Raw genomic sequence first — 23,188 nt, 5'->3', positions numbered from 1 at the left:
GGCCGTGTGGTTGCCGGTGCGCAGGGCATGGGAATGAGGCGCCGCCGTGCCCGGCATCAGCACCGCATCCTTCCTGTCGATCGCTGATGGCGAGGCTGCCGCGCTGACGCAGGGCGGCATGATGGTTGGCGCAGTTCGCCGCCCGCCGCAAGCGGCGGGCGGGGTGGTGCCGGCGAGCGGTGCCGGTCCCAAGCAGGGCAGGGCATTCGTGCGACAACCCGTCAAAACCCGCCATGTTGTGTATTGCGCCGGCCTGCTCTATTTTCGCGAACATCTTCGCTGAACCGTTGCCTAATAGGAGATGGCATGCATCATCCGGAAGCGCTGGAGCCCATCGTCGCCTTTTTGCGTGGCATCGGCATGGGCGTCGAATATGGCGAGGGCGCGCGCGGCGGATTCCTGCCCGGCGCGAACATCCGGGCCGGGGTGATGCATGTCGATCCGGACACGCTGGTCGGGCCGGGCGATCTCCTGCACGAAGCCGGGCACATCGTCGTGGTGCCACGGCGTTTCTGGGCGCGGCTGGGTTCGAATTTGCAGGTGGACATTGAAGCCCTCCTCGCGGAGGCGGTGGCGTCGGGCGATGCCGCGGCTCCGCAACTCGACATGGCGGCCAGGCAGGGTGAGTTCATGGCCCAGGCATGGTCCTATGCGGCCGTCCTGCATCTGGGGCTGCCCCCGGAATGCATCTTCTTTCCGGGCTCCTACCACTGCGACCGCTATGAAGGGACGCACCCGATGCAGGCATGGCTGGAACGGGGAACCCATCTCGGTCCGCTGTCCCTGGCGCGGGCCGGATTGACCGGCTTTCCGGGTCTGTTCGCTCATATGGGCAGCAACGGGTTGTCTCCCTTTCCCCATATGACTCGCTGGTCCATCGACTGACCGGCCAGATCGTCGGGAGCGCGGCCTTGAACAGGCTCCCGCGCCACGCCGGCGCAAGCAGCCCCACGTCCTTTCCGTCATGACGTTTGGCCGTTTTATGATGCCGTCCCGGTGCCTTGGGCAGCGGCGGCGGTTCCTCGGCTTCGGGCATGGAGACGGGCATGGCAGGACCGTTGCGTTGACGTCCGTGTGTGGCAGCTTCACGAAGCCGCCGCGATCCTCGACCAGCCGCGCCCGCACCCGCAATGGCATGCCGCCCCACCGGTCCCAGATGCCCTGAAGAGCCGCCTGTTCCATCGGGCCGAGTGATGTTCGCCTTCGAAAGGCTCGGCGGCGATGTATGAACGCCGTGGTCGCCGGTGTGGTCTGCCATTTCCGCCATGGGGACGTTCCGCATGCGTCGGGGCGGGCCGTCGGCACCGGTGGAAGCGCGGCAGGCCGCAGGCGGATGGTCTTGCCGGCAATGGGACAAACGCGGGAGGACGCGGTCGGGCTTCAGACCCCCGGTCGTGAAAAGCTGCCGCGCAACGCATGTTGCGCAGGAAAGGCCTCCGTCACGCCGGATCGCCCGCTGCGGCTGATCGGGTGGGGCGGGGGCGTGCCCGATAATGCGCGAGCAGGCGTGGGCACAGCCCCTCCAGTATGTCGTCCAGTTCCGGGTCGCGCGGCTTGTCGCGGTGCTTTTCCGAAACGGCGGGACCGCGCACGTTGCCGAAGACGAAGTCGCGGGTGCGTATGATCTCCGGCGCGTGCTCGAAAAGAGCGGCGATGATTTCGGTGTGGCGGCGGCGGTACTCATAGAAGCTTTCGTCCACCGGCCAGCCAAGCGCGTTCACCGCCCGCAGAACCGCCGGGTCGCGCGCCACGAAATCCTCGTAATGGATGACGGCGTCGAAGCGCTCCCGCTCCGCGAAGAGGCGGTCGAGGATCCGGAACTTCTCCTCCATCGCCCCGGACAGGTCGCGGTAGTTCTTGGTGCGCAGGCTCTGGTAGTTGTCGCGCGGATCGCGCAGCACCAGGACCGTCCGGTCGGGCCGGAACTGCTCGACATGCTCCTCCAGCGGATGGGCGGCGGTCACCACCACCTTCACCACCGAGTCCAGAGGTGTCTCCAGCCGGGGCGCGACATAGCTGTTCATCACGTCCACCAGCGCCAGACAGTCCGGCCGCTGCGCCAGGAACAGGGTGAAGGCGGTGGATCCGCTCGACTGCATGCCATGGATGAGGAGCCGCATCGTCCGTCCCTACGCGAAGGTCGGTCTGCCGGGTGCCGGCGCGGCCGGCGACACCAGCCAGCTGTCGGCGATCTCCGCAGTGATGAAGACGTAGCGGCGGATGTGCGGCGTGGAATGCCGGATGCCGACGCCATGGACGGCGTCGATGCTCTGCGGGAAGATCACCATCTGGTTGGCGCGGTAGGGAATGGTCTTGACTACCTCCACCGCATCCGGCGGAAGCTCGTAGACGTTGATGTTCGGGACCGGTCCGTTCTTCCAGCGGAACAGCTCCAGCTCGCCGCCCACCGCATCGTCGTCGGGATGGCGCAAGTAGTAGAGGCAGGAGAAGATGCGGTTCGGCATGTCGAGATGCGCCCCGCGCGAGGAGGACGGCTTGTCGAGGACCGGCGTGTTGATCTCGGCCCGGGCGTCCTGAAGGATGCGCGCCTTCTTGAAGTCGTCACGCAGCATCAGTCCCATCGGGTGGCCCATAAGGTCGCCGCCCAGCGCTTCCCTCAGCGCGTTCGGCCAGTGGTCGCGGAACAGCGCCACGACCTCCGCGTAGAAGGCGGGAGAGGCGTGATGCGCGACGAAGGCCTTCCACGCCTCGGACATGTCCGGATGGATGAGGATCGGCCAGCTGGAGAGCTGGTAGCGCCGGTTGCTGCGCGGCGAGAATCGCGGGTCGGCCCCCGTGATGGTGGCGAAGGACGGAAAGCCGTCGTTCAGCGCGCGATGCGTCTCCTCGTCCAGAACGTCGCGCACGAACACATGGGGGAACGGATCGAGGTCGATGTCGCTTTGCGTGATGTTGGAAAGCAGGGATCGCATGGCTTGGTCTTGTTGATGGAAACGCTTCACGATGGAGCGAAAGGCCAGCCGGGACAAGCCCGCAGATGCCGCGTTGCCGACGGGTCGCCCCGTCGGCTTCCAACCTTCCGGACGGGTCATCGTCACGGTGCACCTGCACCGTCCGGGGAAGCGGCCCGTGCCGGGACGCCCGGATCGGCTGTCCGACATTGTCGCTAGGCATGGCCCATGCGCGGACGATACGATGCCGGCCGCTTCCCGACGCTCCAGAGCCGCCAACTTGTTTGCAGGAACGTTCCTTCGTCGCCCCGGCCCGGCCGCCGATCCGCCGGCTCACGACGCCCTGATCGGCGTTCTGGATCCTTATGGCAACGCCGACCGGCACGGTGTGTGGGCCGAAGCCCCCTTCCTGCTGGCCCATGCGCTGCGGTTCAACACGCCGGAGTCCGAGCACGAGGAAACGCCCTACCGCTGTCCCGAGAGCGGGCTCGTCATCGCCGCCTGGGCGCGGCTGGACAACCGGGAGGATCTCGCGCGGGCTCTCGGGACCGGCCGGCCGCTGGATGAGCTGACCGATCCGCAGCTCATCCTCATGGCATGGCGGCGGTGGGGCACGGGCTGCGTGGCGCGGCTGCTGGGCGACTTCGCCTTCGCCATCGCCGACCCAGGGGCACGCACGCTGTTCCTGGCGCGCGACCCGCTGGGCGTCAAGCCCTTGTACTACCGCCTGGACGAACGGCAGCTCCGGTTCGCCACGACGGCCGCCCTGTTCGCCGCCGGCGGCCCCTGGCCGGCGGAGCCGGACCCGGACTGGATGGCGCGCTACCTGATGGGGCTGTCGGCCCACCCGACCCTTAGCGCCTATCGCGAGGTGCGCAAGCTCGCCCCCGGCCACTGGCTGCTGGTGGCGCCGGATCGGACCGAGACGGAGCGCTGGTTCCACTGGCGTGACGATCCGCCGCCGGCCAGGCGGCGCGAGGAGCGCTGGGTGGAAGCCTATCGCGCGGTGCTGGAGGAGGCCATCCGCTGCCGCCTGCGCTCCGGCTACCCGCTCGGCACGGAGAACAGCGGCGGCATCGATTCGGCCACCATCACCGCCTATCTCGCCCGTTTCCTGGGGGAGCCGGGGGAGCGCCTGCACGGATTCGGCTTCGCCATGTCCGAACAGGAACCGGCCTTCATCCTGGAGACCAGCCGGGCGCTGGGTATCGTCCACAACCACATCATCACGGCACCGGTCGAAGCCGGCGACGCTTATATCGAAAGGGGGCTGCGTGTCCTCGGCTATCCCGAGGAACACGGCAACGCCACGGGACACATCCCATTCTACCGGGAATGCGGGCTGCACGGCATCCGCACCCTGTTCTCCGGCTTCGGCGGCGACGAGGTGGTCACCAATCCCGGCCATCATCTGCGCCAAGAAATGCTGGACGGCGGCGACTATGCAGGCCTGTGGAACATCCTGCCCGGCGATCCCCTCCGGCGCAGCCTGCGCCTGGCCAAGGCGGTCGCCCTGCGCCGCCGCCGGCCCGAATACAATCCCAGGTCCCGCGATGCCTGGCTGAAGCGCTGGCACCAACGGGCGCTACGCGACGAGGTCGCCACGGAACTGGACCTCTTCCGCGATTACATGGACAGCGCCCGCTACGACGCGCCCTTCCGGCGGATCAACGATTTCATCCTCAAGCATCACCTGCACGACATGCAGGTGACCGCCCGGCTGGAAAGCTGCACCCTTCTCGCGGCGTCCCACGGCATCGACTACCGCTGGCCGCTGTGGGACGTGCGGCTGGTGCAGCAGTACCTGTCCACGCCAAGCATCGAGAAGGCCGGCCCCCTGGGCATCGGCCGCTACCTGCACCGGCGCGCCATTGACGGGGTGGTGCCCGGGCGGGTCGCCTGGAAACCCAGCAAGGATATGGGCACCTCCCGTTTGCATGAAACTCTGAAGACCACGGGCTTGGCCCGGATGGCTGGGCAGGCGCACCGGCAGCAGGCCCATTTGCATCCGGCGCTGGAGGCGCTCATCGACCAGGACAGATGGCGCGGGCAGATCGAGCGCGCGGCCAAAGGCAGTGCCGATGGGGAGTTCGCCTTCATGTTCCGCCGCAACACCAGGGCGATCCGCTGGCTCAACGCTTGGCTCCATGGCGGGCCGGTGGGCTGAAAGATTTCAGTTCCGGGATCGCAGAAACCCGCCCTGGAGCATCTGCACCGTGGCGACGCCCCAGCCCGTGTTGCCCTCCAACAGGATCGGGCCATCCGGGGTCAGGACCCAGTCCCAGGCCAGCGCCCATAGGTCGGGGAACAGCGCGTGCGCCCGGCAGGAGGCCGCCGCCAGGGCGGGCCAGCCGGGCAGGCATCCCATGTGCCGGACCCGCCCCCAGAGCTGGTGCGCCCGCGCGCGCGCCTCGGCGTCCGGCAGTGCCTCGTCCGGAAAGGGCCTCAATTCGCCAGTCGCCGGTTCGATCGGCAGGATCACGTACAGCGGTCGTCCGCTTCGTGGATGCTTGCCCGCCGGCACCTCCAGTGTGGCGCTGAGGCAGGTAAGGTCCTTGCCCTGCCACTGGCTGATGAAGCGCAGGGTGATGGCATCCCCGCCTTCGGCCAGGGGTGCCAGCGTGGGATGGTTTGTGAGAAGCGGTTGCAGCAGGGTGTCGTCCGCCGCGACGAGCGCCCGCCAGGCAGCCTCGACCAGGGCCGTGTCCGTTAATGCGCGGCCGTCGAAAGCCCTCCCGGCCAGCCCTTCCGCGCTGCGCCACGCGGCGAAGGCGCCGCGGCCCTGGTTTCCCGAGCGGCTCTTGCAGAACACGCGCTCCAGCCCGTCCATGCGGCGGGACAGCGTGATGGCGTCGCCCAGCGGCGCGACGGCGTGGGTGCGGGCGACCGGTATGCCCAGAGGCTCCAACGCCCGTCCCAGAGCCTCCTTGTCCTGAAGGAGCGCGACCGACGCGGGCCTCAAGCCCAATGGCCGGCTGCGCCAAGCGTGGTAGGCAGCCGTTTCATGATCGAAGACATAATCCAGGGGAGCGACCTGGAGTCGGTACAGGCGGAAGCGGTAGACATCCGCAGGCGGTATGCACCATCCAAGCGCCAGCGCGAGCACGCGTTGGTGCTGCCGCCTCAGAGGAATGCCCTCCCGCGCGGCCACCTCCGGCCCGAACCGCCGCACCGCGCGCCACGCCGCCAGCGGGCCGTGGGCGAGCACCCATCTCAGCCACAGCCACAGCTCGCCCAGGCACCATAGCGCACGTGGCCGGCGGCGGCCGCTTTCCCACCAGAGCCGCCGGTGCAGCCGGACCTGTTCGTCCGCCCCGGGCTGGAGATAACGCCAGTTGATAAGGCCATGCGGCAGCCGGCGTGCCATGGCTTTCCGCGGAATGGCGCTCAAGCCGCAGGCGATGCTGGTGGGAGCGGGGGGCATGGGCGGGCGCAGGATATCCTTCCCTTAGACAGGTTGGCCGGACGTGTCCAGATACCCGAACCGGCGCATCACCGCGCCATGGTCGGCGATGATCCGCTCGACTTGGCCGGCTGTGAGCGTGTCGCGCCAGCCGCCGCTGCGGCCCTGGCGGAAAAAACGTGCGGCCCTGGAAGGGCGCTCCCGGAACCCTTTCTCCTGCTCCTGGCGGGCAAGTTCCTGGAAACCGCTGAAACGGATCGCCTTCTCCACACGCGCCGGGTCGTCCGGCACTTGCAAGAAGCGTGCAGCCCGGGTGAAGGTGGCCGCCGGATCGTCCAGCATGTCCTCGTAACGGATGACCAGCCGGTTCAGGCCGGGGGCATCGGTCCAGCTCAGGACATGCGCCGACCAGCTCAGCAGCCGTTGCCTCACCTGATCGGTCAGGCGCTGGCGGGAGCGGCACAGGGCATAGCCGGAATCCCCCATTCCCGCGATCGCCTCGTCGATGCTGCATTGGTTGTGGTTCGCGACGGAAGGCGCTACGTCCAGCGGGTTGCGCAGGATGTAGACAGCACCGAGTGTCGCGTCGCGGCTCACCAGCGGCTCGCCGTCCGCGGTGTGGGTGTAGGCGTCGTGAATCTTGTGGTAGCCGACGGTCTCAGCGCGCAACGACCAGCGGTAGACCACGGGGCGCAGCCGCTCCACTTCGTCCGGGTCCAACTCGGCGGTGTCGAAGCCGAGCACCTCGTCGAGCCAGCCACGGCTGCTTGCGATGCCACCGGTTTTGAGGTCGTTGATGTCCGCGGGTGCGGAGCTGTCATCGATCAGGTTGCGCAGAAATGTGCGGAACCAGGTGTTGCCCGACTTTGGGTAGGAGGCCAGCCAATAAATTCCGCCCATGATCAGGGATACTCGGCGATGTCCGCCAGGATGCGCTCGATCATCCGGTCCAGGCTGAAGCCATCGCGCGGGCGGGTGAGGCGGGCCAGACGGATGCGGCCGGCCAGACGGCCGCACAGGGCGAGGTGCTGGGGCTTCAGCGCCATGCCGTTGAGGAAGCGCACCCTGTAGGTGTTGTCGTGAAGCGGCTGGAAGCGGTGCAGGCCCCGGATGGGTTCGAGCGTCATCTCCTCCCCATGGTCACTGCCGAGGATATATACCCAGCGGATGGGCAGGGGGGAGCCGGCCTCAGTGGCGGCGACAGGGAGGTTGAATTTTTCGGTGTTCGGCCGGATGCGACGCAAATTGGCGGTATCAATGCCCAACTGGCTGGCAACGTCCTGCCACAGCTTGATACGAGGAAAGCCGGGCAGGGCGCGGCAGTCGCCGTCCACAGCGACCACATCGTCGGCGAGCACCGGATACTCACGCTGCATGAAGCCGGCCGCCAAGGTGGACTTCCCGGCCCCGGAACGGCCGACGCAGACCATGCACTGGTCGCCGATCCGGATGGCGTTGCCATGCAGCACGAGGCAGCCGCGCTGAAAGAGCAAGGCACCCATGGCGGAGCCAAGAAGGAAAACCCGGAGACTGTCCTCGTCGATCCCCGGTTCCGGATCAATGAGTATCCGGCTGCCGCCGGTCACGAGAAATCGGGCCACGCGAGGAATCCGCAGCCACAGTGCGGTCGCGCTTACCCACAGAAAGGGACCGATCTGCCGACCGTCGGCCAGACCTTCCGTATCAACGACCCCGATGCCGATGCGTATGTCGGCTTCGGTCTCCGCGCCATGCTGCCGCACGGCCAGTTCCGGAAGCGGCAGTTCGCTGGCGATAGTAAGGCCATAAGAAATATAGAACATTCTGACATCATATGTTTTTTTCAAGCACGCGAACAGCCCGGCTTCCGCAGTAGCGTACGGGAATGATGTGCAGGCGCCAATGTGCCAGCATCAAATCTCCGTTCCTAGCCGGACGACCGGAGCGCCGTTCAACCGCCTTCAGTTACCCGGACCACACACATCATGGACGTCTCGTTACCATGCGAAGCGCTCCTCAGCTCACAGGGGGCATGTGGGTTCGCGTCACATAGGTCGCGCTGAACCACACATTGTACACATCTACGCTATTGTGCTTTTTCTGCGCTGCTGGTTTCGGTATGATAGGCCGTGTTGGGTACCATTATCGAAGAGCGGGTGCCTAATGCTTTAAGGCGTGCCGAGATGGCTCCATTGCCTCTCTGGCTGATCGCGTAACGTAGGTGTGGTAGGAAAACTCATGGATAAGATAAGCGGCGACATTGTTCGGAAGCCAGAGGAAATTCTGGTGACGAATGGTCCGATTTCGGTCAAGGAATACGCTGCCCCTGTGTTCTACAAGTTGCAGGTTGCGGGCTGCACGGAAGGGAAAACTGCTGAACATCCCATAGAAAGTTTTTTTACTGGGCCCTCATGATAGGAGCATGGCTGCGTACAGGGGCGGTGTACGCGGGTGGGGGCAATCGCGCCAGTGCTGGAGATGCGATGCACGCCGTGGCATAGGTGCCCGTCGCGCAACAAGCGGGCCAGCTTGAGCGTTTTTCGCTCTGTGACAGTGATAGTGTTCTGATATAGCCACATTTGGGGCTGCTGGTATCTGGTTATACAATGGTGTCTCTAGTGCAAATCCATATAGAATAACGGGTTGGGGAAAGGTGGTGCCTGAGATGTCAGGTTTTCACTAAATAGCATATGCCAAGGCCTTCAACATATTTGCCCGCCTCGGAGGGTGAAGCGTTGTAGGAATCCCAGTTATTGCTTTTGCCAAATGGTCTATGTTTATGGAACCGCTTTTGCTCACCACTCGCCTTGTTCGCAATCCCGACTTTGTGGCCACAGATGTGGACGGCGATATCGTGATGATGAGCATGGAACGAGGTGAATATTACGGCATTGGTGGCGTGGGAATACGCGTGTGGGAATTGCTTGGGCAGCCAACCTCGCTTGCCGAAGTTGTCCAGACTATCTGTTCGGAATACGCGGTCGACGAGGCTACCTGCGAAAAGGACATGCGGTCTCTCATTGGAGAAATGATCCGTAACGGCGTGGTTACAGTCGGGTGAGCGGGTATGTGGCGAAGTTCGCGCGCAAAGTGCGCAGCTTCCTGCGTCAGCCGCTTTTCATCCGGCTCTGGTTCCTCCCGCTCTGGATCCTCCTCGGTCTCAGTAAGCTGCTGATTATCGGGGTTCCCTTTCGCCTTCTGGCGCCCCGTCTGGGCAATAGGGCGGGAGTGTACCCTTGGGTCCCCCTGCTCGACCCGCAGCAGGAAAAACGGGCGCGGCTAGTCGGCCATGCCGTGCGTTTGGCAGCCCGCTATACTCCCTGGAATTCGAATTGTTTTCCGCAAGCGGTGAGCGCACGTCTCCTGCTCGGCTTTTACGAAATTCCGTATGCCCTCTGTTTTGGCCTCATGCGTGAATCCCGGTCGGGTGAGATGAGGGCTCATGCTTGGGTTGTGGCTGGCAAGGTGGACGTTACGGGTGGAGCGAGCTTCGGTCAGTTCTCGGTGGTCGGTTGTTTTATCGCCCCGTACATAGGCGACACTTAGAGCTTCGAGCTTTTAATCTACCGCATACCCTGCGTGCCTGAGATAGTTCCAGCACTCCTCGGGTGTATAGAGGTCGCAGATGGAGCCGACGGCCTTCCACAGCTCCTCGATGGTTCTGGCTCCGATGCGTCGGAGATGAGTTTTGAGTTTGGCGAAGGCTATTTCGATCGGGTTGAGATCGGGGCTGTAGGGAAGCAGGAAGAGGAACCAGGCGCCGCGCTCCTTGAGGATGGCCTCGGCCTTTTTGCTCTTGTGGCTGGACAGATTGTCCAGGATGACGACGTCGCCCGGCCGCAAGGTCGGGGCGAGCTGGATCTCGACATAGCTGTCGAAGAGGGCTCGGTTCATCGCGCCCTTGATGATCCAGGGGGCGGTCGGTCCGTCGCTGCGCAAGGCGGCGATGAAGGTCTGTGTGCCCCAATGGGCGAAGGGAGCCTTGGATTTGAGCCGCTGACCGCGCCGGGCCCGCCCGCGCAGCCGGGTCATCTTGGTCGTGGTGGCGGTCTCGTCGAGGAACACCAGCCGGTCCGGCTCCTGGCGCATGCGGGGCTGGCGGCTGTTTCGCCAGATTCGGCGATCCTGGGCGACGTCATCGCGCCCGGCTTCGCTCGCCAGCAGTGTTTTTTGACGGTGAAGCCGCGCGTGAGCAGGAAGCGCGACAGCGAAGCGGGATGAACCGTGACCCCGCACTCGGCTTTCAGCTTGGCCGCCAGTTCGGGCATGGTGATGTCGCCCTGCGCCTCCACCCAGCCGATCAGGCGCTCGGCATAGGGGACCAGCTTGCCACCGCCGGGCGAGCGCCCTTGCCGCGCCGGCTCCAGCGAGCCGGTCTCCTTCATGCGCTGCGCCAGCCGGATGCTCGTGCTGGCGCTCACGCCGAACCTGCGCGCGGCGGCCCGACGCGAGCTGCCACTTTTGATGTCCCCATAAATCTGGACACGAAGATCCGCGGAATAGCCTTGGCCCATGATCCACCTCCAAGGAGGGTGAATCACACCCACAGCCCACAGAGCAAGCCCGATTCACACTTCAAGCAAGATGCTCTAACCTGCTCAGCGTGGCTGTCTTCGACAGGGCCGCTGCAACCCGAAATCCAACAGGATTCCTTTTTGTTTGAAGCTATGACCCTACAACCCCGCCGATGTGTCCGGCGGGCCTCCTATCATCGCCGCTATCACGGCGTGTCCCCCCGGCATCACTAATGGGATGCCGGGCAGAAAATACATACAAAAGAATGCGCGCGTTGGTAGCGATTCCAACGTTTATAATTTCGTATGCCGCCATGCCTGTAAACGCTCGGCAACTTGCTTCGGGTGAGGCGGTTCGATATACTACTTTTGTTACCCCGTGTGACCGCTGGCCATACGGGGTAATCTGGCGGCAGTCGCCGCCAGTCCCGACGACAACACAGCGGCCGGACGGCCGCGGGAGGATACGGTGTCGGATCCCTATCTCGGTGAAATCAAAATGTGGGCGTTCCCCTGGGCACCCCGCAACTGGGCCCTGTGCGATGGCTCGATCCTGCAGATAACCCAGTCCACCGCGCTCTATGCGTTGCTGGGCACTGTGTTCGGCGGCGATGGCAAGACCACCTTCGCGTTGCCCGACCTGCGCGGCCGTACGCCCATGGGCATTGGCGCCACACCGGGCACCACCACTCCCTACCAGCGCGGCAACGTCGGCGGAGCGGAGACGGTCGCCCTGACCATCAACACGGTGCCGGCGCACTCCCACAATATCGTCGCCAATCCCAATCCCGGCACGGCTCTGGCGCCGGCAGGCGCCATGATGGCGAACGTGGTTCCGGCCCCAGGCGTCACGGCAGACTTCTCTGTCTATCTGCCGGGGCCGATGTGGACCGCCCAAGCGCAACTCAATGCCGGCACCTTGTCCTCGTCCGGAGGCAACCAGCCGCACAACAACATGCAGCCGTTCGCCGTCGTGAACTTCTGCATCGCAACGACGGGCAACTTTCCGCCGCGGAACTGAGTTCCAGCCGCGCAACGCCCTTTCCCTATTCATCGCCGCCCCCGTACCCCACGGGATGTCGTGGCCAGTGATGAGGACATTTCCATGGATCCCTATTTGGGTGAAATCCGTATGTTCGCGGGCAACTACGCGCCCGCGGACTGGCATATCTGCGACGGCAGCCTGCTGAACATCCAGCAGTACCAGGCACTCTATTCGCTACTCGGCATCGCCTGGGGTGGTGACGGCGTCAGCACCTTCGCTTTGCCCGATCTGCGCGGTCGCATCCCCGTGGGCCAGGGCAACGGACCGAACCTCACGCCGCGCACCCTCGGCCAGAAGGACGGCACCTCGACGGTCCAGATTCAGACCGTCAACATGCCGGCTCACACCCACACGGTGAACGCCAGCAACACGCAGGCGACGCTGACGAACGTCGCCGCCGGCGTCGGCTTGGCGCAGCCGGTGCAGGCGACGGCGGCCGGCAACGTGGTGCGCTACGCGCCGCCCACCGCCAACCCGCTGACAATGCAGGTTATGGACACCGACATGGTGACGATGGCCCCAGGCGGCAGCCAGCCGCACGACAACCTGATGCCGTACCTGTGCATCAACTACATCATCTGCGCCAGCGCAGGCCTGTACCCCGACCGGCCGTAACCGACGATTAGGAGTCGCGATCATGGATGCATTCTACGGCGAGATCCGCCTCTTCGCGTTCGGGTTCCAACCGCAGGGATGGATGCTCTGCGACGGTCGGACCCTGCCTATGCAGAACTATCAGGCGCTGTTCGCGGTGATCGGTTTCACCTACGGCGGCGACAACCAGACCCACTTCAATATCCCGAACCTGCAGGGACGGGTGGCGGTCGCCGCTGGCGACGACCCGCTGGACGCCTTCGACCCACAGGTCGCCGCATTCGGTGGTGAAACCGGCGTAACTCTGACGACGAACCAAGTCCCGCCGCACACCCACACCTTTACCGGTGCCGTTGCTGCCGGCACGGTGCGCGTGGCGGCAGCGCAGGGCAACTGGCTATCGGGACCGGTTTTGCTGTCATCGAGCGGCAACAAGAGCAGCTCGGCTTTCGCGCCCGAACCGGCGTCCGGCACTGTGACACTCGCCCCTGGCACTGTCGCTCCATACAATGGCCTGGGCCAGGCACACGAGAACCGGCAGCCCTTCCTGGCGCTCGGATACTACATCTGCTACGAAGGCGCCGCGTTCCCGGTGCGGAACTGACGGCGTCGGCCCGGCGGCGGTTGCTGCCGGGCTCCCCGTTCCTCCAGTCATTTTCCGGTGCCATGCCCCACACCGATCTTCCCGCCGTTCCCCCGGATCTCGCGGCACGCGGCGTCACTCTGCGCCACCGTAGCAAGGCGGACACCGAGTTCGTGCGCGACGTCTACGTCGCCTACCGCTGGGAGGAGGTCAAGGCCGCTGGCTGGCCGCAGGAGATGGCACTGGCCTTCCTGCACGACCAGTTCCGCCTGCAGTCCGTTCATTATGACACGCACTATCCCGGCGCCGCCTGGGGTATCGTGGAGGTGGAAGGGCAGCCAGCCGGGCGCCTATATCTGCAGATGGACAGCGGCGGCGACCTGCGCATCATCGACATCGCCTTCATGCCGCCCTACCGCAACCGGGGATTCGGCGGAGGCCTGATCGCGGCTGTGCAGGACCATGCCCGCGCCACCGGCGCCGCCAAGGTCAGCATCCATGTGGAAAGGCAGAACCCCGCGCTGCGCCTGTACCGGCGGCTGGGGTTCCAGCCGGTGCAGGAGGGCGATGTCTATTTCCTGCTGGAATGGCCGGTCGCCTGACCGGCCAGCCTCCACCGCGTCAGGTGAACACGGCCTCGTAGCGGAAGGTGCCCGCCTCCGTGCGGCCGATCGGCACCAGGAACAGGTCGAACTGCCCCATGGTGTCGTTCTCCAGCCGGTGGATCTTCTGATTCAGGTGGATCTCCCGGCTTTCCCCCTCGAACACCAGCGAGAAGGCGGCCCGGTGGCCCTCGGGCGGCACATGGCGAGGCAGGAGGGATGCCTCTGTCAGCGTCAGCGTCTCGGCATGGGCGGGATAGCTGACGCGGAAGCCCTGGCCGACCAGGGGTTCGAAATCTTTCACGGTCAAACGCTCGAGCATCGGGCAACATCCTGACGCGATATGTATGATGACGAGAAGCATATCAAAAATATTGTGGTCCAGGTAGAGGCATATTGCGCAATGTCTCCCAAGAAACGCTGGGGCAAAACGCACCGCAGGGCTCCGTCGCTTCATTGGAGATGGTTTGATGTTCGCGTCCTTTGACCATGGGATCACGATCGGCCTGCATCAGGTGGTTCTGCATGATTGTCCTTGATGAACGGTCGCCTGAATCGTGATGACACGGCGAACGCGCGCATTCCGACTGCAGCGCCCACCCCTTTCAAGAACCCCGACTCGAAACCCCGACCTGTAACTGGAGCGAACCGATGATGCTTCCGGACCTTCCACAATTCCAGACGGACCTGTTCATCCCGGCTTACCGGCCTATGAGCAGCGGCGAGTGGGAACTCCGCCGTCCGGCCACGGTCCTCTGCCCCGGCTACTGGTCCGGCCCGGTCCTCGCGGTCAACATGGTCGGCCTCGTCCGGCGGGGCGCGACCTGGATGTCGATGACGCCGATGGAACTGGAAAGCCAGGAGATCGGCGTGCGGCTGGCGCACGGCCATGTCGTGATCTTCGGCATGGGCATGGGCTGGGCGGCCTGCGTCAGCGCGCTGCGCGACGAGGTCACCGCCGTCACCGTCGTGGAGCTGGACGAGGACGTGCTGGCGCTGCACCGGGAGCTGGACGTCTTCTCGCAGTTGCCGGAGCAGGCCCGCGCCAAGATCCGGGTGGAGCGGGGCAACGCCTATGAGTGGACACCGCGCGAGCCCGTGGACCTGCTGATGCCCGACATCTGGCTGCCCCTGGTCTCCGACGGCCGGGTGGAGGAGGTGCGCCGCATGCAGGCGAACGTCCAGGCGAAGGAAATCTACTTCTGGGGGCAGGAGATGGAGATCGCGCGCCACGCCGTCGCCGCCGGCCGGACCCTGGACGACGCCGGCATCCGCGCCACGATCGAGTCCTTCGGCCTTCCGCTGATCGGCACCGATTATCCCGACTATGCCGGAAAGCTGAACGCCGCCGCCCGCCGCTGGATGCGCGGCCGCTGGCTGCCCGGCACGGTTCCGCCCTTCTGAGGCGGGATCAGCCCGCCATGCCCAGGGCGGCTAGCCGCCCGCCGGCGCTGGCCCGGACCTCCTCCCATCCGCCGGAGGCCACCAGCCCTCCCGCTTCCAGCACGAGCACCTGGTCGGCGCCGCGCACGGTGCCGGGCCGGTGGGCGACGACGATCAGCGTCGCCGCCCCTCGCAGACGCCTCAGCGTTTCCGCAACCCGTTCCTCCGTCCCGGCATCGAGCGCGGAGGTGGCCTCGTCGAGGATCAGGAGGGCCGGGCGGCGCAGGAGAGCCCGCGCCAGCGCCACGCGCTGCCTTTCGCCGCCGGACAGCCGCGCGCCCCGGTCGCCCACCACCGTATCCAGGCCCTGCGGCAGGTTGCGCACCACGTCCGCCACCGCCGCGTCCTCCAGCGCCCGCCACAGCCCGGGCTCATCCGCGTGGGGTGCTGCGAGCAGCAGGTTCGCGCGGATGGTGTCATGGAAGAGGAAGGCGTCCTGCGGCACATAGCCGACACTGCGCCGCCAAGCGGTCCGGTCCGCACCGGCGACCGGAACGCCGTCCGCGAGGAGGCGACCTTGTTCCGGCTCCAGCAGGCCGAGCAGCAGGTCGGCCAGCGTCGATTTGCCGGCGCCGGACGGGCCGACGATGGCGGTGGTCCGGCCGGCCGGAATGACGGCGTCGATGCCGCGCAGGGCCGGCGCCTCGGCCCCGCCATGGCGCGCCGCTACTCCCTCCAGGCGGATCTCGCGGGCAAGGGCGGGAGCTTCGGCGCTGGCGGGCGGCTCGGCGGCGGCCTGGCAGCGGTCGAGCAGCGTCTCCGCCGCGGCGTGGCCGGGCAGGGCGTTCAGAAGGCGGCGCCACTGCTCCTGAAGCCGCAGCCCCGCCATCATCAGCCGTCCGAAGGCCAGCACGAAGACGAGCGCGTCCGCCACCCCCATGCCGAAACCCCGCACCGCCACCGCCACGGCCAGCGCCGCCGAGACGGCGGCCGCCGCGCGCACCACGGCACCGCCGGTCGCCATCGTTGCCGCATGGTCGAGCTGGCGCGCGCGCAGGTCGCCCAGCCGCGAGGCGAAGAGGGCCGCCCGGCCGTCCTCCGCGGCGAAGCTCTTGACCACCCGCAAGCCGGAGAGATCGTCGGTGAGATCGGCGTTGAGGCCGCGGTGAGCCTCGCCCAGGGCGCGGCCGAGCAGGGCGTGGCGGCGGTCGAGCGGCCGGGACAGCAGCGCCACGACCGCCGCCGCGCCGAGCGTCGCCAGCGTCATCGCCGGCGACAGGCCGAAGGCGACGCCGAGCAGCACGGGAATGGTGATGCCGGCGGCGAGCAAGCTGGCCAGCGTGTCCACCGCGAGACCGGCGCGCCCGACCTCCCCCATGATGACATGCGTGACGTCGGCGGCGCGCAGGCGCTGGAAGGCCGTCCATTCCATGCCCAGGACCGCCGCGTGCAGCTCCTGCCGCAGATCGTCGACGAAGCGCAGCCGCAGCCGCGTGGCGGCGATGGCGCGCGTCCGGATGACCAGCGCCGCCGCCCCGGCGAGCAGCGCATAGAGCGCCAGCGCGCCTTCCAGCGAGGCCAGCGGCCCGAGCAGCGCCCCCAGCCCCTCGACCATGCGGCGCGACCCGGTGACGCCCAGCACGTCCAGCAGGGGCACCAGCAGCATGATCCCCGCACCCTCGGCCAGCGCCGCCGCCACCGACAGCAGCGCCAGCGCGAACAGCCGGCCACGCCCGAGGGACAGGATGCGCCGGACCAGGCGCCGAAAATCACCACCCATGTCGCTCGTTCCTCAGCTCATGCGAGGGTTGAAAGGGAGACCGCCGGGCGGGCTGTCCGGGGTTCACCGTGCGGCTCACGTCACAGCGCGGGTTTTTCCGTGGGAAAGGTTCCTTCTAGCAAAGGGAGCGTGGCGCCCGCAGCTGCCGTCCGGCATAGCCCGCGCCGATGTCACAGGCTGTTGATCTTGGGCACCATCGCACCGACCAGAAGGCGAGTGACCAGCTTTTTCCACAAGGCCGGATGACATTCGCCGTGCTATCAAGTGGTGCCCTTCGGCTGGTTCCCGGCGTCGGCAAGAGGCGCGTTCGTCATAGGCTTCTCAATGCCCGACCTCACATCCGACCTGCAATCATGATTTCTTCGGATGCTCCCATGCCGGTCGCCCTCACCCTTGCCGAGGCTCGTCCCGAGCCGTCACCTGGGTTCCTGATGACGGCGCGCTGGACCGGATCGCCCGAGATAAGCCTGCTTTGCGGCATCATCGCGATGGGGCAGGGCGCGCCGCCACCCCTTCCGGAGCGCGGCATCGACTGGGACCGCTTTCTGCGCATGGCCCGTCATCATCGGGTCGCGCCGCTCCTGGGGCCGGCGCTCGATCCGGCCGTCGCGATGCCCGAGCGGATCCGTGCCGCACTGGCGCTGCTGCGGCAGCGGACGGCGATGCAGATCCTGGCGCGCAACGCCGAGATGCTGCGGCTCGTCGGGGCGCTGGAAGGGGAGGGCATCGAGGTGCTCGTCCTGAAGGGAGCGCCGTTCGCGATCCAGATCCATGGCGATCCGAACGGGCGGGCGTCCCGCGACATCGACCTGATGGTCCGGCCGGAGGCGGAGGAGGCGGCGCTGGCCTTGTTGAACCGGCTGGGCTACCGTTCCACCGCCGCCGACGACCCGGAACGCGCCGGGTTGGCGCCGGTGAACGAGGTCGAACTCGTCCACCCCGTGTCCGGCCATTGCGTGGAACTGCACACGCGCTTCATCGCCGATGACCGGCTGTTCCCGATGGCGGTCGTGCGCCCGTTCGAGACGGCGGTGACCATGACGGTCGCCGGGCGCGCGGTGAGGATCCCGGCGCCGGAAACCGCCCTGTGCTTCGCCGCGCTGCACGGCACCAAGCACCTGTGGCGCCGGCTGTTCTGGGCGGCGGACATGGCGGCGGCGGCGCGGCGGGAGAGCATCGACTGGACCGCGGTCCTCGACCTCGCCTTGCGGACCAACACCGAGCGGCACCTCGCGCTGGGGCTGCATCTTGCGCAGGAGCTGTTCGGGACGCCCGTGCCGTCGCCGGTCCTGGCCTTGCCATCGGCCATGAGGGCCGCGCGGCGCGCGCTTGCGCTGCTGCCGCCCGTCATTGACGGCGACGGTCTGGCCAATGATGTCGATGCGATCGCGCGCGTCGGCGGGTTGCGCTATCTCTGGTGGGAGTTCCGTTTGTATCGGCGGCTTTCGGCCGGGCTCGCCGTGCTGGGCATGCACGCCCGGCCAACCTTGAAGGACCGGGCGGCGGTCGCCCTGCCGCCCTGGCTGGACGGGCTGTATTACCTGGTGCGGGTCTTCCGTATCGTCGGTGGGAGCCTGTTCGGCGGGCGGGGAAATCGAGGTGAATAAGGTCGGAAAGCCGAGTCTTCAGCGGCGTCACTGCCGCGAGGCAGCCATTGCCCGATCATAGACCGACAGCAGCTGAGTCCAGTTTCTTTCAGCGGTGTAGCGGGCCTCGAAGGAAGCCCGCACTTGCGCGCGCATGGCGAGCAAGTGATGGGGATTGTCAAAGCACCATGCGACCTTTGCTGCCAAACCCGCAGCGTTGCCGGGCTGGAAGAACAAGCCCGTCCTTCCTTCTTCCACCATTTCCGCCGCCGATCCAATCCGCGACGCAATGACCGGAGTGCCGGCGGCGAAGGCCTCCAGCAGCACCAGAGGGCAGCCTTCGTACCATTCGCTTGGGAAAAGCAGGACTGACGCTCCAGCCATTTGCCGTGCGACCTCCTGCGAGGACCGCTGTCCCAACCAGGAAATACCTGGGCTGCCGGCCAGGGCTGCGCGCACAGCCGGCGCCTCCGGGCCCTCTCCGATGACGCGCAACGGCAGGCTTCCGCCAAGGTGGCGCCATGCGTCGAGAAGGGTCGCTATACCCTTTTCGGGAGAGAGACGCCCGACGAACAAGGCGTATCCGCCACGGCCCTCTCCGACAGGAGGGGTGGTCGTCAGGAAGTTCGGCTTGACCAGAAGCTTTTCCGCCGGAAGCCCGAACTCAATGAATTTCCGCCGGGAAAATTCGCTGAGCGCGATGAAGGCGCTGGTCGTGCGGCTCCACGAGCCCAGCCATCGGTGCGCGACCTGCATGGCCGCCACCGCTGCGCTGCCGGCCGTGCTGCCACGGTAGCAGCGGTGCCGGATTGCGGGCCATGGAATGTGCCGGCCGATGCAGCTCTCGCAGACCGCGCCGTCCCGGACCATCGTCGCGCCGGCACAAAAAAGCCGGTAATTGTGCAAGGTCTGAACGGTGGCAACGCCTTCGGCCCGTGCGGCATGATGGACCGAAGGCGAGACGAGCGGAAAAAAATTGTGGACGTGGACGAGGTCGAAGCGGCTTTCACGCAGGATTTTTCGAACCCGCGCGTAGGACGCGCGCGACCAGGTTGCGTTCAGAGCCGCGGAGATTCTGCCGGTTCCTGCAATCCGCTCATTCGTTTCGGTGTAGGTGACAACGTCGCATGCATTTGACTGCAGCAGAAGTCGTTCGGCCTCGCATACGTTGTCCTCACCACCGTGCTTCTGATAGCGGTTGTGGACCTGCAGGATACGCAGGCGGCGCGGGGCGTCCACGTTCATCCAGCCGCTCCGAGCACCTCGTCGAAAAGGGCCTCGATCCGTGGCACGATCCTGCGGACGTCGTACCGTTCGGCGGCCTCCGGCGCGGTTCGTGCCAGCGCTGCATGCCATTCGCCGTCTGTCAGCAGCCGCTTCATCGCTTCGGCCATGGCGGTGATATCATCCACAGGAACAAGGGGGCCATATCGACCGCCGTCCAAGATCTCGTCAGGCCCGGCGACGTTCGTCGCAATGACCGGCACCCCAAGCGCGAGCGCTTCCGCCACGACTAGGGCGAAGCCTTCCAATCTTGAACTAAGGACGAAGCCGGTCGCCCGTGCCATGAGCGGATAGGGATTCTTGAGGAAGCCGACGAAATGAACACTATCCTTCACGCCTTCTCGTTCAGCGAGCCTGCGCAGGTCCTCCTCAAGATTCCCCTTTCCGGCAATAACCAACTGATGCAAGACACCCGCGGCCCGCACGCGCGCGTGCGCGGCAATGAGTACGTCGAACCCCTTTTGGAAGTCCAAGACGCCCACGGCGACAATCAATGGGGACGCGAACGGTACCGCAGCTACGGTCGTCGAGGTATCCCGTGCCAAACGGCTGATCTCTTCGAGGTCGATGCTATTCGGAATGCAGCGTACATTCTCAAGATGAAAATCTTCAGCCAGATCCCGCGATACGCTCTGACTGACGCCGACGACGCTATTGAGATGCGGGTAAACGGCATGGAACACCGGGCGGTGTAGCCATTCGGGGCGCAATCGATAGCGGAAAATCGCCGAAATGTGGATGTGCATCCAACTGATCACTGGGCGCCGCGTGATCAATGCCGCGATGGCCGCCAAGTATGTGGGCGTGAGTTCAGACCAGGAAATGATAAGGTCATGCTCACGCCCAGCACGGATGATCGCAATCAGAGCTGTCATTCGGGACCGGAGCGATCTGCCGCCTTCGAGTAGTAGGAAATCAACTTCCTTTGGGAATTCATCCTTCAAAGATAAGTCTCGTTCGAGGACAAGCAAAGTAACCCTGTAACGGTCACGTCGCATGTGCCGCAAGGTCGTTGCGAGAAGCCGCATGGATCCGTGGAGATGCGGAACTACGAAAAGGATGCGTTTCATTGCGCTTTAACCCGCCTGGTCCACTCCATGCGAGCGGCGCCGTAAAGGAGTCCCATTCCGCAGTAGAACGGTACTGCAATAAAAGGCGTCTCCAGCGCATTCCCAAACAGCGCCAGCGACCAAACCACCAAGAATTGCCCCAGCAGACAAGACCGGTATGGTGACGATGGAAGTCTGAGGAACATCAGAATAAAGCAGGCCGATAGGCCCAGATATAGAGCAGCTCCAACCAATCCAGTGTAACATAGAAGGTAAATAAGGAAATTGTGAGGTGTTCTGAGCCCTTCGACGTCTGCGCCTATGTCACTAAGCTCTGGGCCGTATCCATGGCCGAACAGCCAAAGTTCGGGTGTTTCAAGGCTATCCAGAACTTCGGTCCAAAGATCGAAACGCCAATCGATCGTTCCATGTCGCGCGTAGATGTCCAAGGCCTGACTGCCTTGACCACCATCAACGAGCATTTCATGCGCACTGTCGGCATCGAAGCTCGCGACGACCTGCGCGGCGATCCAACTCGGGTCAAGCGATCCTCCTCGCCCTTCCGAGGCTGGTATGAGGCCGCCTACGGTGATTACGATGATGCCGACCGCGATGGTCCCGCTGCCTACCCGTAACAGCGTCCGTGTGTTGCTCTGCAACGCTACTACTAAACCACCGCCCAGCAGAATTGACAGCCATAAAGCACGGCCTGGGTTGGCAAGGGCGGCTATGATATCTACTGCAATTGCGACGGCGCCCACGATACCAGAATGGGCAGAAAAGGCGACCAGCCCCACAATAAGGTAGGAAACCATTGCCGGAGTATCGAACGCCGATACGTCGGGAGCCCAAGGCAGATAAATATCAAGCCTGGACGTATATGATGCATACAAAATTCCATTTAGGCCGGCCAAAAGGCCTGCGACCACATAAAACTTTGCAAGCTTTTTCCGATCTATTTGGTGTCCAATAATCTCACCAAAAAAGAAAAACAACACATAGTAATTAGCCGCGAACTCTTTGAGAGCAATTTCTAGGTCATAGCCAGCGGAAACACCACGAAGAACGGCGACCCCTCCCCATACCAACCCAAGGCCAAGCCATAGGGTAATTGGGCGTAAAACGGCTATTTGGTTTAAGATTGCCGGGATCCATCTCCTAGCTAAAAGAATTATACTCAGCAAGAGAAAAGCTTCTGCCGGAAAAAGGGGGCTAAACCCCAGGTAGGCGAATGGACGCCCAAAAACGAGGTATCCGCCAATCAAAAAAAACGAGAGCAAATACATTATTTGAGTTCCAATCTTTTGTAAAGCACGCGCCACTCTTCTGCTACGCGCTTCACACCATAACGGGTAACTGCTTCACCTAATGCTATTCCCATTTCCCTGCGCTCGTTTTCAGGGGTGTTTGCAAAGCGCGTCAACGCACCAGAGACACTGTCTTTTGTGGATTCTACAATGATGCTGTTCTTGCCATCGATCATCAAATCGCTCAAACCGTAGACCGCGGTTGCAATAATGGGAACGCGCGCAGCAGCAGCTTGCAGTCCGACGAGAGGAAAGACTTCGTAGCTCGACGGAAGGACAAATGCATCGGCACTCCAGAGGAAAGGACGGACATCGTCCTGCATCCCAACAAATTCTACGGCATCCTCAGCATGTGCCTCCTTCACGCGTCGGCGCCATTCCACCAACATCGAATCTGTGCCTCCGACTACGATCAATTTTATATTGACGTTGTCGAGGCTACCGATAGCGTCGATCAGAATCCCTAAGCCCTTGCGTTCGAAATGCCCAAGGGCAATGAATGAAAGTAGGATTTGGTCCGGTTTTATCTTCATGGACCTCCGCAGATGCTGCCGGTCAAGGTCAGGAGGCGGTCCAAAGTGATCCACATCAATCGGATTTCCGAGAACTCGAATTTTATCACGCGTCCATTCATGCCGACGGACAAGTTCCTCAGCCAAGCCACGTGACGGCGCGACGATTGCCTTGGCACGACCGAATACCCACGGTTCAAGGATTGCGTGCAGCCAGTGATCCAACCATCGCGCCCATCGGCGTATGCCGCTCGGCCGAACTTTCGTCCAGTGATCTGCAAGAAAAGCGCCATGACAAAAATGCGCATAGACCACGCCGCTGAATAAGAGATTGCTCTCTACGATTTGGATACAATCAAACTTTTCGCCAGTTTTCCATTTGTACACGCCGGCTATGATAGGAGCCACTATGTGAAACGCAACAAAAAGTACCGCCAGTGGGCGCAAGGGAAGTGGGATGCGAACGAATGAAATCCGATCCGGGCGAGGATTGTCGAAATTGGTGGAAAAAACTACAAAGTCATGTTCGTCGCACAGCTCCTTAAGAAGTAGCAAATGGCAAGATCCAGCCGGACTTGTGGCGGTCAATGAGTAGTCAAAAACGGCAATGCGCATGAGTGTTCCTCCGTATATAATGATTCTGTTTAGATCGTAC

At 64.4% G+C, this 23,188-nt stretch carries 24 protein-coding genes; 12 read left to right on the top strand and 12 right to left on the bottom strand.

The window, feature by feature from the left end; genetic code table 11:
• Positions 1 to 46 precede the first annotated feature (46 nt).
• Positions 47 to 283, top strand: a complete 237-nt coding sequence (locus JUB11_RS14365; RefSeq protein ID WP_207459242.1) for a hypothetical protein — start codon at positions 47 to 49, stop codon at positions 281 to 283.
• A gap of 23 nt (positions 284 to 306) precedes the next feature.
• A complete protein-coding gene (locus tag JUB11_RS14360; RefSeq protein WP_207459241.1) occupies positions 307 to 885 on the top strand; it encodes a hypothetical protein in 579 nt (192 codons plus the stop codon).
• A 554-nt stretch (positions 886 to 1,439) separates the two neighbouring features.
• Here JUB11_RS14360 and JUB11_RS14355 read toward each other — a convergent pair.
• Positions 1,440 to 2,120 carry a hypothetical protein gene (locus tag JUB11_RS14355; protein WP_207459240.1) on the bottom strand — a complete coding sequence of 227 codons (681 nt, stop codon included), beginning with the start codon at positions 2,118 to 2,120 and terminating at the stop codon, positions 1,440 to 1,442.
• Positions 2,121 to 2,129: 9 nt separating this feature from the next.
• On the bottom strand, positions 2,130 to 2,933 hold the full coding sequence (locus tag JUB11_RS14350) for a 2OG-Fe(II) oxygenase (RefSeq protein ID WP_207459239.1): 804 nt from the start codon (positions 2,931 to 2,933) through the stop codon (positions 2,130 to 2,132).
• A gap of 259 nt (positions 2,934 to 3,192) precedes the next feature.
• Here JUB11_RS14350 and JUB11_RS14345 point away from each other — a divergent pair, with 259 nt between their 5' ends.
• On the top strand, positions 3,193 to 5,079 hold the full coding sequence (locus tag JUB11_RS14345; protein WP_207459238.1) for an asparagine synthase-related protein: 1,887 nt from the start codon (positions 3,193 to 3,195) through the stop codon (positions 5,077 to 5,079).
• 6 nt (positions 5,080 to 5,085) lie between these two features.
• Here the strand turns inward: JUB11_RS14345 and JUB11_RS14340 are convergent, their stop codons facing one another.
• The 3 genes from JUB11_RS14340 to JUB11_RS14330 form a co-directional block, all read right to left on the bottom strand.
• Complete coding sequence (locus JUB11_RS14340) at positions 5,086 to 6,279, bottom strand: sugar-transfer associated ATP-grasp domain-containing protein (RefSeq protein WP_207459237.1); 1,194 nt, start codon at positions 6,277 to 6,279, stop codon at positions 5,086 to 5,088.
• 81 nt (positions 6,280 to 6,360) lie between these two features.
• Complete coding sequence (locus tag JUB11_RS14335) at positions 6,361 to 7,215, bottom strand: sulfotransferase domain-containing protein (RefSeq protein WP_207459236.1); 855 nt, start codon at positions 7,213 to 7,215, stop codon at positions 6,361 to 6,363.
• 2 nt (positions 7,216 to 7,217) lie between these two features.
• Complete coding sequence (locus JUB11_RS14330; protein WP_207459235.1) at positions 7,218 to 8,117, bottom strand: hypothetical protein; 900 nt, start codon at positions 8,115 to 8,117, stop codon at positions 7,218 to 7,220.
• Between the two features lie 415 nt (positions 8,118 to 8,532).
• Between JUB11_RS14330 and JUB11_RS14325 the strand changes: the two genes are divergently transcribed.
• The 3 genes from JUB11_RS14325 (at position 8,533) to JUB11_RS14315 (ending at position 9,840) form a co-directional block, all read left to right on the top strand.
• Positions 8,533 to 8,709: a hypothetical protein gene (locus JUB11_RS14325; RefSeq protein ID WP_207459234.1), complete on the top strand. Its 177-nt coding sequence runs from the start codon at positions 8,533 to 8,535 to the stop codon at positions 8,707 to 8,709.
• Between the two features lie 376 nt (positions 8,710 to 9,085).
• The gene (locus JUB11_RS14320; protein WP_207459233.1) at positions 9,086 to 9,355 is read left to right on the top strand and encodes a PqqD family peptide modification chaperone; all 270 of its coding nucleotides are present in this window, start codon (positions 9,086 to 9,088) and stop codon (positions 9,353 to 9,355) included.
• A gap of 8 nt (positions 9,356 to 9,363) precedes the next feature.
• Positions 9,364 to 9,840 carry a lasso peptide biosynthesis B2 protein gene (locus tag JUB11_RS14315; protein ID WP_207459232.1) on the top strand — a complete coding sequence of 159 codons (477 nt, stop codon included), beginning with the start codon at positions 9,364 to 9,366 and terminating at the stop codon, positions 9,838 to 9,840.
• Between the two features lie 12 nt (positions 9,841 to 9,852).
• On the opposite strand, the gene JUB11_RS14310 is transcribed toward JUB11_RS14315, so the two are convergent.
• Positions 9,853 to 10,808, bottom strand: a protein-coding gene (locus JUB11_RS14310; RefSeq protein WP_207459231.1) for an IS630 family transposase whose coding sequence is annotated in 2 segments (ribosomal slippage) — positions 9,853 to 10,460 and positions 10,460 to 10,808 — 957 coding nt in all. Because the reading frame shifts where the segments join, the coding sequence is not laid out codon by codon here.
• Positions 10,809 to 11,277: 469 nt separating this feature from the next.
• On the opposite strand from JUB11_RS14310, the gene JUB11_RS14305 reads away from it, so the two are divergent.
• The 4 genes from JUB11_RS14305 (at position 11,278) to JUB11_RS14290 (ending at position 13,632) form a co-directional block, all read left to right on the top strand.
• Positions 11,278 to 11,829: a tail fiber protein gene (locus JUB11_RS14305; protein WP_348771430.1), complete on the top strand. Its 552-nt coding sequence runs from the start codon at positions 11,278 to 11,280 to the stop codon at positions 11,827 to 11,829.
• Positions 11,830 to 11,913: 84 nt separating this feature from the next.
• Complete coding sequence (locus JUB11_RS14300; protein ID WP_207459230.1) at positions 11,914 to 12,468, top strand: tail fiber protein; 555 nt, start codon at positions 11,914 to 11,916, stop codon at positions 12,466 to 12,468.
• Positions 12,469 to 12,490: 22 nt separating this feature from the next.
• Positions 12,491 to 13,051, top strand: a complete 561-nt coding sequence (locus JUB11_RS14295) for a tail fiber protein (RefSeq protein WP_207459229.1) — start codon at positions 12,491 to 12,493, stop codon at positions 13,049 to 13,051.
• A 62-nt stretch (positions 13,052 to 13,113) separates the two neighbouring features.
• Positions 13,114 to 13,632 (top strand): GNAT family N-acetyltransferase, encoded by a 519-nt coding sequence (locus JUB11_RS14290; RefSeq protein WP_207459228.1) that lies wholly within the window; start codon positions 13,114 to 13,116, stop codon positions 13,630 to 13,632.
• A 19-nt stretch (positions 13,633 to 13,651) separates the two neighbouring features.
• Here JUB11_RS14290 and JUB11_RS14285 read toward each other — a convergent pair whose 3' ends face one another.
• Positions 13,652 to 13,954 carry a hypothetical protein gene (locus JUB11_RS14285; RefSeq protein ID WP_207459227.1) on the bottom strand — a complete coding sequence of 101 codons (303 nt, stop codon included), beginning with the start codon at positions 13,952 to 13,954 and terminating at the stop codon, positions 13,652 to 13,654.
• Between the two features lie 329 nt (positions 13,955 to 14,283).
• Here JUB11_RS14285 and JUB11_RS14280 point away from each other — a divergent pair, with 329 nt between their 5' ends.
• Positions 14,284 to 15,036, top strand: a complete 753-nt coding sequence (locus tag JUB11_RS14280) for a hypothetical protein (protein WP_247887056.1) — start codon at positions 14,284 to 14,286, stop codon at positions 15,034 to 15,036.
• 7 nt (positions 15,037 to 15,043) lie between these two features.
• Here the strand turns inward: JUB11_RS14280 and JUB11_RS14275 are convergent, their stop codons facing one another.
• Positions 15,044 to 16,795, bottom strand: a complete 1,752-nt coding sequence (locus JUB11_RS14275; RefSeq protein WP_207459226.1) for an ABC transporter ATP-binding protein — start codon at positions 16,793 to 16,795, stop codon at positions 15,044 to 15,046.
• Between the two features lie 374 nt (positions 16,796 to 17,169).
• Between JUB11_RS14275 and JUB11_RS14270 the strand changes: the two genes are divergently transcribed.
• Positions 17,170 to 18,402: a nucleotidyltransferase family protein gene (locus tag JUB11_RS14270; RefSeq protein ID WP_207459225.1), complete on the top strand. Its 1,233-nt coding sequence runs from the start codon at positions 17,170 to 17,172 to the stop codon at positions 18,400 to 18,402.
• A gap of 27 nt (positions 18,403 to 18,429) precedes the next feature.
• Here the strand turns inward: JUB11_RS14270 and JUB11_RS14265 are convergent, their stop codons facing one another.
• The 4 genes from JUB11_RS14265 to JUB11_RS14250 are packed head-to-tail and all read right to left on the bottom strand — an operon-like array spanning position 18,430 to position 23,148.
• Positions 18,430 to 19,626 carry a glycosyltransferase family 4 protein gene (locus tag JUB11_RS14265; protein ID WP_207459224.1) on the bottom strand — a complete coding sequence of 399 codons (1,197 nt, stop codon included), beginning with the start codon at positions 19,624 to 19,626 and terminating at the stop codon, positions 18,430 to 18,432.
• The gene (locus JUB11_RS14260; RefSeq protein ID WP_282189079.1) at positions 19,623 to 20,693 is read right to left on the bottom strand and encodes a glycosyltransferase; all 1,071 of its coding nucleotides are present in this window, start codon (positions 20,691 to 20,693) and stop codon (positions 19,623 to 19,625) included. Before JUB11_RS14260 ends, JUB11_RS14265 begins: the two co-directional genes overlap by 4 nt.
• Before the next feature lie 38 nt (positions 20,694 to 20,731).
• Entirely contained in the window at positions 20,732 to 22,000 is a 1,269-nt protein-coding gene (locus JUB11_RS14255) for an O-antigen ligase family protein (protein ID WP_207459222.1), read from the bottom strand.
• Positions 22,000 to 23,148 carry a glycosyltransferase family 4 protein gene (locus JUB11_RS14250; protein WP_207459221.1) on the bottom strand — a complete coding sequence of 383 codons (1,149 nt, stop codon included), beginning with the start codon at positions 23,146 to 23,148 and terminating at the stop codon, positions 22,000 to 22,002. The genes JUB11_RS14255 and JUB11_RS14250 overlap by 1 nt, the downstream gene beginning before the upstream one ends.
• Positions 23,149 to 23,188: the final 40 nt, after the last annotated feature.

It is taken from the genome of Azospirillum sp. SYSU D00513, assembly GCF_017356015.1.
Lineage (GTDB): Bacteria > Pseudomonadota > Alphaproteobacteria > Azospirillales > Azospirillaceae > Azospirillum.
This window is presented reverse-complemented; position numbering and strand designations above follow the sequence as displayed.